The 6,379-nt window shown below is 46.7% G+C and carries 5 protein-coding genes; 3 read left to right on the forward strand and 2 right to left on the reverse strand.

Annotated elements, in window-relative coordinates:
• Positions 1-1,249 precede the first annotated feature (1,249 nt).
• The 3 genes from H6G41_RS29975 (at position 1,250) to H6G41_RS29985 (ending at position 3,549) form a co-directional block, all read left to right on the forward strand.
• Positions 1,250-1,669, forward strand: coding sequence for a BlaI/MecI/CopY family transcriptional regulator (locus tag H6G41_RS29975; protein WP_190751450.1), 420 nt, complete (start codon positions 1,250-1,252; stop codon positions 1,667-1,669).
• Positions 1,666-2,508 (forward strand): M56 family metallopeptidase, encoded by an 843-nt coding sequence (locus H6G41_RS29980; RefSeq protein ID WP_190751452.1) that lies wholly within the window; start codon positions 1,666-1,668, stop codon positions 2,506-2,508. Before H6G41_RS29975 ends, H6G41_RS29980 begins: the two co-directional genes overlap by 4 nt.
• A gap of 99 nt (positions 2,509-2,607) precedes the next feature.
• Positions 2,608-3,549, forward strand: a complete 942-nt coding sequence (locus tag H6G41_RS29985) for a ribonuclease Z (RefSeq protein ID WP_190751454.1) — start codon at positions 2,608-2,610, stop codon at positions 3,547-3,549.
• Between the two features lie 80 nt (positions 3,550-3,629).
• Here the strand turns inward: H6G41_RS29985 and H6G41_RS29990 are convergent, their stop codons facing one another.
• Entirely contained in the window at positions 3,630-3,806 is a 177-nt protein-coding gene (locus tag H6G41_RS29990) for a hypothetical protein (protein ID WP_190751455.1), read from the reverse strand.
• Entirely contained in the window at positions 3,793-6,000 is a 2,208-nt protein-coding gene (gene katG, locus H6G41_RS29995) for a catalase/peroxidase HPI (protein WP_306790455.1), read from the reverse strand. Before katG ends, H6G41_RS29990 begins: the two co-directional genes overlap by 14 nt.
• Positions 6,001-6,379 lie beyond the last annotated feature (379 nt).

Here is a 6,379-nt window from a genome sequence, read left to right on the forward strand (position 1 = left end):
TCATGGGTAAATGTTATGGACAAGTTTATAAAAGAGTAAATTTGTTATCCTGGCTACTATCAGCAACAATTAGCATTGATGAAAGTCAACCAAGTAGCCACTTTATAACATTCCTTTTGACTCAACCTTCTTCCGGTTAATAAAATTTCTCTCATATAGTCAGAGAAACGTTGTCAGCCTACTTGCGTAATGTCAAAGTTAATTTTGTATCTCTGATAGATAGACTTGAAAAAAGCTGTCAATTGCCCCAGGAAGTCTTGTTTGCTAAGGCTTAAACAGCCACAAGCAAAGTGCTGTAACTTTAACTTACTTAAGCTTTTCATGTAGCTTAAATTACAGTTTAAGTTTTGGCTAAATTTATGGTAGTTATTTAAAAATTTGATTAACTTATTCATATAGCCATTTGTCATTCCTGTATCTACATCTGGGGTTAGACTTTTGCTGTTATGCCATATTGCACAGCACCTAGGCTGTATAACCGAGCATTGGCGATAAAATTTCTCATTACGGTAATTTCCGCTCATTAATTGCTGCTTCTTGGTAAGAGTTTGGGAAACTATTGCCTTGAGGCAATCGATTTTGAGGTATTTTTTGGGAGTCCATAAAGATCTTAAAGACATATTGCAAAAGATTCTCAATAGAGTTAGAAAAAAACAAAAGGATATTTAAAATTGAAGTCAGCTATTTTATCGCCTTGACTAACAAAAAGTAAGGCTAAAAAAATCACCAGTGGAGGTGAGCAGATCACTATTTAAGCTTGAGTAGCAGGAAAGCCTTTGGCAAAAATACTGCTATTTCCCTACTAAGACTCAGTTTTTAGTTCTGAAATCTAGCCTTTTATCGATTTAATCTCCTGAAATTGACATCAGGCGCTTTTTTAGATACCTATTTTGACTCTAGCGGAACTCAATAACAAATGCAAGTATTTGCGAATCTTTATAAATTTTACTCAAAATTTTCTGCTAATGCGGGCTTAATTAAATAAAGGTTAACAACTCACCAAGGGCTGAGATTGCTAGTTAATTTAGGTATTGACTGCCCCAATACTAATAATAAATTTTTTCAATAGTTTGGAGATATTCTCCAAATGGGGTATCCCACTTAGCAAAGATCGTCTCCGGTGGTTGTGCAACAGCAGTTTCAATAAAGGTAATCTGAAAGAATAGGCAGACTCAGACTTAGCCAATCGAATTAAAAAGGGAATTGCGCGTTCAATCTACTTATCCACAATCTCCAATGGAAAATTTATATGGCTCCTTTACCCGACTACCGTCCTAAACAACTATCTGTAGGCCCTTTAGAAGCAGAAATTTTACAGATTATCTGGGAATTGGGTTCAGTTACAGTTAAGGATGTACACGATCGCATTTTGTCCGATCCCAACCGAGAATTAGCTTATACCTCTGTCACCACCGTCATGCGTCGCCTGACCGATAAAGGTTGGCTAGTCTGCGATAAAAAAGGCAAAGCATTTTATTGGCGTCCCTTAGTGACCAAACAGCAAGCAGAAGTAATTAGAGCGCACGAACAATTGCAGCGATTTTTGGCTGTAGGAAATCCCGATGTCGTGGCTGCTTTTGCAGATAGTCTGGATGAAACAGCCAGCGAACAAATAGAAGCGATCGCCAAACGCATTCAAGCTGCACGTCAAGCCAGGGAGGGGAAATGATACATTTAATCATGATTTTGACTGCTGTGGCAGTAGCGTGGGGGTTAAGATCCTCGTGGAATGGTGCGCAAGGTAATTGGAATCTGCGCTGGCGGCGATCGCTATTTTTATTTCTCTTCCCCCCCTTGCTGCTATTAATGACAGCGATCGCCGTACTCTGCATGGGGCCCCAAGGTAAAATGGCAGGGATGTATACAGGCTGGGGTAGTTATTTCCTAGCTCTGTGTTATCTAGGGGTGTTTAGTATTTTCTGCATCAAAGTTACCATTCAAGGCTGGCAGTCTGTCCAATCGGCGCGGAACTGTCCCTTAGTAAATGTTGGTAACAAACAAATCCGCCTTTTAAATACAGATGCACTCTTCGCAGGTCAAATTGGTTTTTGGCACCCCGAACTAGTAGTGAGTCAAGGATTACTACAAACTCTTTCCCCAGAACATTTAGAAAGTGTACTGGCGCACGAACAAGGCCATTATCATTACCGAGATACATTTTGGTTTTTCTGGCTGGGTTGGGTGCGTGCTTGTACAGCCTGGTTACCCAATACCGACTCATTATGGGAAGAACTCCTAGTATTGCGGGAACTCCGCGCCGATGGTTATGCAGCTACCAAAATAGACCCCTTAGTGTTAGCAGAATCGCTGCTGATGGTAGTCAGTAATACCCCAGTCTTATCAGATATTTGTTGTGCTGCCTTAGGTTCACCTACAGGCGATCGCTTAGAACAACGAATAGAAGCCCTCTTAGCACCCCCAGAACCAATCCCTGCGGTACAATTGCATTGCTGGCATGGCTTTTTGTTAGCGTTTTTACCTTTATTAACTGTGATATTTCACACGTAAATTTTATTTCGGACTGGGAATAAATTTCCTAGTCCCACCGTTGAATTTTTTATTGCCATGCCCCATGACCCATAATAAAAAGGAAAACTAAAAAACGCTGTGCAGATCACATTTTTAGGGACAAGTTCCGGTGTACCCACAAGAGCGCGTAATGTTTCCAGTGTTGCCTTAAGATTACCCCAAAGGGCAGAACTGTGGTTATTCGACTGTGGCGAAGGTACTCAGCACCAACTTTTGCGGAGTGACCTGAAAATTAGCCAACTATCCCGAATTTTTATTACCCACATGCATGGCGATCACATCTTTGGGTTGATGGGACTGCTAGCTAGTTGTGGTTTGGCGGGGAATGTAGACAAAATTGATATTTACGGCCCGCCGGGATTAAACGAATATATCCAAGCTGCTTTACGTTACTCCCATACACACTTTTCTTACCCGGTAAAAGTTCACGCTGTCCGTCCGGGGATAATTTATGAAGATGATGAATTTACAGTCACTTGCGGGCCATTACATCACCGGATTACAGCTTTTGGCTACCGAGTTGCGGAAAAAGACCGCGCCGGACGCTTTGATATAGAAAAAGCTAAGGAGTTGGAAATTCCCCCAGGTCGCATTTACGGTCAACTTAAGCGGGGTGAAACTGTGACGCTGACTGATGGCAGAGTTATTAATGGTAAAGAATTATGCGGGCCTACAGAGATTGGCCGTAAGCTTGCCTATTGTACAGATACGGTATTTTGCGACGGTGCAGTGGAATTAGCACAGGATGCAGATGTGTTAATTCACGAAGCGACTTTTGCCCATCAAGATGCAGATATGGCGTTTCAGCGGTTACATTCCACTAGTACAATGGCAGCACAAACAGCTTTAGCTGCTCAAGCACATCGCTTAATCATGACTCATTTCAGCCCTCGTTATGCGCCAGGTAACAATATAGAATTGAAGGATTTACTACAGGAAGCTAGAGCAATTTTCCCGAATACCGATATGGCTCATGACTTCATGGTTTATGATGTGCCCCGGCGGCGTGAGGCAGAATAAATGCTAATTTAAATAACTAGTTAAATATAAATTTATAGTGTTAAAAAAGACTCAAGCATTACAGTAAACTCGCGCGTCAGCTAAGGCGGCGTTTCCAGACAAGTTGAAACGCCGCCTTTATTTTGGTCTGTGGCTTCCACCCGCGTTGAGGATTTCCGCAGGTTTGCATAGCCTCGACCGCTGTTTACCCAACGATCGCTTGAAGTTACACTGAGAACCCCTCGAATACCTTTTGGCTCTCGACTAGGCCAGGTCAAAGCGATCCAGGTTCATCACCTTGTCCCACACAGCCACAAAGTCATGTACAAATTTCGGCTGGGAGTCCCCACATCCGTAGACTTCTGCGATTGCTCGTAGCTGAGAGTTAGAACCGAAGATGAGATCGACACGGGTGCCAGTCCACTTGAGTTCGCCCGTTTGGCGATCGCGTCCCTCGAACACATCTTCCGCCTCTGAGACCGCCTTCCACGCTGTGCTCAGGTCGAGCAGGTTCACAAAGAAGTCATTGGTCAAGGTCTCTGGTCGGTTGGTGAAAACACCGTGTTTGGACGCTCCAAAGTTGGTACCCAGGACGCGCAAGCCGCCTAGGAGCACCGTCATCTGGGGGGCTGACAGGGTCAGCAATTGCGCCCGATCGACCAGCAATTCCTCAGGCGATTCGCTGTGTTTACCTTTAAAGTAGTTGCGGAACCCGTCCGCCTTTGGCTCAAGTGGGGCAAAGGATTCCACATCTGTTTGCTCTTGTAATGCATCCGTGCGTCCCGGCTGGAAGGGAACCGTCACGTCGTGACCGGCATTTTTTGCCGCTTGCTCAATACCCGCGCATCCACCCAGAACAATCAAGTCGGCAAGGGAAACCATCTTTGTGCCAGTCTGGGAGCTGTTGAACTCCCTTTGAATCGCCTCTAGGCTTTGCAACACCGTTGCCAACTGGGGTGGCTGGTTGACCTCCCAATCCTTCTGCGGCGCGAGACGAATCCGCGCCCCATTCGCCCCACCACGCTTGTCGGAATTGCGGAAGGTCACCGCCGATGCCCAGGCAGTCGAAACCAGTTGGGAAACAGACAATCCTGCGGCGAGAATCTTGCCCTTGAGGGCAGCGATGTCTTGCTCATCAATCAATTCATGAGTGACTGGGGGGATGGGATCTTGCCACAAAAACTCTTGGGCTGGTACCTCCGGGCCGAGATAGCGCGATCGCGGGCCCATGTCGCGATGGGTTAGCTTGAACCACGCCTTGGCAAACGCATCAGCGAACTGATCCGGGTGCTCGTGGTAACGCCGCGAAATCGGCTCATAGATGGGGTCAATCCTCATGGCCATGTCCGCCGTAGTCATCATGGGGGCGTGCCGTCTCGATGGATCGTGCGCATCCGGCACCGTACCCGCGCCTGCGCCATTTTTAGGTGCCCATTGATGGGCACCCGCAGGACTTTTTACCAACTCCCAATCATATTTAAACAGGGTTTCGAGATAGCTGTTGTCCCACTGCGTAGGAGTAGGAGTCCATGCGCCTTCGATACCGCTGGTGATCGCATCCACGCCGACGCCAGTGTTGAAGTTGCTCTTCCAGCCAAGCCCCTGCTCCACGATACTAGCACTCTCCGGCTCAGAACCTACGAGCGACGCATCGCCCGCACCATGACATTTGCCAAAGGTATGTCCACCGGCAACGAGCGCGACTGTTTCTTCATCGTTCATCGCCATCCGACCAAAGGTCTCGCGAATGTCGCGCCCTGAGCCAACCGGATCGGGCTGGCCGTTTGGCCCTTCTGGGTTGACGTAGATTAGACCCATCTGAACGGCAGCCAGGGGATTCACCAGCACCCGGTCGTCGTTGTAACGCTCGTCGCCGAGCCAGGTTTTCTCAGATCCCCAGTAAATGTCTTCCTCGGATTCCCAGATATCCTCGCGCCCGCCGGCAAAGCCGATGGTCTTGAAGCCCATCGACTCCAGGGCGCAGTTGCCTGCGAAGACCATGAGGTCGGCCCATGAGATTTTCTTGCCGTATTTCTGCTTAATTGGCCAAAGCAACATGCGCGCCTTGTCAAGGTTCGCATTGTCTGGCCAACTGTTGAGGGGCGCGAAGCGTTGCGAGCCGGAGGAGGCACCGCCGCGACCATCACCAATGCGGTAGGTGCCTGCGCTGTGCCACGCCATCCGAATAAAGAGCGGCCCATAGTGCCCATAGTCGGCGGGCCACCAGTCTTGTGATGTGGTCATCAGATCGAAGATATCTTTCCTCACCGCATCCAAGTCGAGGCTCTTAAACTCCTCAGGGTAGTTAAAGGCCTCACCCATAGGATTGGACTGGGGTGAGTGCTGGTGGAGGATGCTCAGATTCAAATAATTTGGCCACCAGTCTCGGTTCGATGTCACATGACGAGCTGTAAGTTTCTGACCTCCGCCCGTAAACGGGCATCCGCTTTCGCTACTCATAGTATCTCCCATTAAGTGTCGTGGTATATATTTTTTGATGTGCTGCGGGTATAGCAAACAAATAGCACATTGGCAGTTATGGGAATCATCGATGAGAAATATAATCGAAAAGAAATATAACTAATGTTATGATTCAAAACAATAATTTGTAACTCGAAACAATCGGTTACCCTGTCCCAGAAGAGAACCCAAATATCGTATCTTACAGAAGTGTTGCTGCTGCCTATAGTTATGAGAAGTAGCAACCTACCTTTTTGTTGCTGTCTCTGGCTAGGAAATAGTCAATAAAAACAATACCTTTGCCAATTTACGAGGGTTCAACGCCTGTGGAAACGTTATGAATACGTCCTAAAGAAGTAAGCTTGGCAAAAATCTGGGTTAATAAAATAGG

Source organism: Tolypothrix sp. FACHB-123, assembly GCF_014697075.1.
Lineage (GTDB): Bacteria > Cyanobacteriota > Cyanobacteriia > Cyanobacteriales > Nostocaceae > Aulosira.